This is a genomic window from Mesorhizobium qingshengii, assembly GCF_900103325.1.
Taxonomy (GTDB): domain Bacteria; phylum Pseudomonadota; class Alphaproteobacteria; order Rhizobiales; family Rhizobiaceae; genus Mesorhizobium; species Mesorhizobium qingshengii.
Window position 1 is genome coordinate 1 of the sequence record NZ_FMXM01000120.1, and the last position, 1,036, is coordinate 1,036.

1 protein-coding gene is annotated in these 1,036 nt (G+C 65.3%); it reads right to left on the reverse strand.

Features of this window, described 5'->3' with window-relative positions; genetic code table 11:
- On the reverse strand, nt 1–844 hold an 844-nt coding region (istA, locus tag BLS48_RS34720), incomplete at its 3' end, for an IS21 family transposase (RefSeq protein ID WP_425284762.1).
- Between the last annotated feature and the right edge of the window lie 192 nt (nt 845–1,036).

Below are 1,036 nucleotides of genomic sequence, written 5' to 3' on the forward strand. Positions count from 1 at the left end.
CGACGAAGCGGCGGTAGCAGACCAGATCGCCGAAATCGCTCGATCCTCTCATCAGAGCCGCGTCGTCGATCGCCCGCTTGAGATGGCCGTGCGGGCCTTCGATGGAGCCGTTCTCATGCGCGATGCCGCGATTGTTGCGGGAAGGGGTCATGCCGTAGTGGCCGCACAGTTCGTCGTAGCGGCGCGTCAGGTCCGCCCGGGCGTCCTTGTCCAGGTTGCGGAATGCCGGCGAGAGGCTGTCGCTGCGATGCTCGCGGGGAGCCCCGCCGAGCGACCACAGCGCGTTCTGCAGGCCTTCCGCCAGGGCGACGAAGCTCTCGCCGCCGAGCACGACATGAGCGTGCTCGAAGCCGGAATAGGCGAGCCGGAAATGATAGAGCCGGTGGTCGAGCGGCTGGCCGGCGATCGTGATGCCGGCTTTACCCATGTCGGTGAAATCCGACAGGCCGAGGCGGCCGGCCTCATGCACCTGTCGGAAGATGACCTCCTGCTCCACGCCGTGGACGGCGCGCCAGGAGCGGACGCGCCGCTCCAGCGTGCGGCGAACGCCGTTGCCCAGATCGGGGTGGCGGCGCAGCATCTCCTCGAAGATAGCTATCGCGCGAATGCCGGGCGCGGCTTGCAGCATCGGCACGACCTCGGTCTGAAAAATATCGGCAAGCGGGTCGGCACGGCGTCGTTCCCGCGGCGCCTTCTTCTGCGAGGGCAGCCTCGAATCCTTCTCGATGCGATAGGCCGTGGCCGTGCTGATCGACGCCTTTGCCGCCGCGACGGCTGTCGAATTGGTCTGACGGAACTTCATGTAGAGCCTCATCTGGTGATCGGTTACGTGGCGGCCGGGCACAAAGTGATTCCTCCAAATCGGAAAAACCACCGGCATACCCGGTCGACCGCGATCACCAGACAAACGCCCCCAAAAAGGCAGCGGCGCTGGCGGGTTGAAACTCCAGTCGGGCTACGCCCTCCCTGCGATCCAACCCGCCAGCATTCTCATCTTGATTGACGCAACGCTCGCACCTTCATTGTCGCGCCGCAC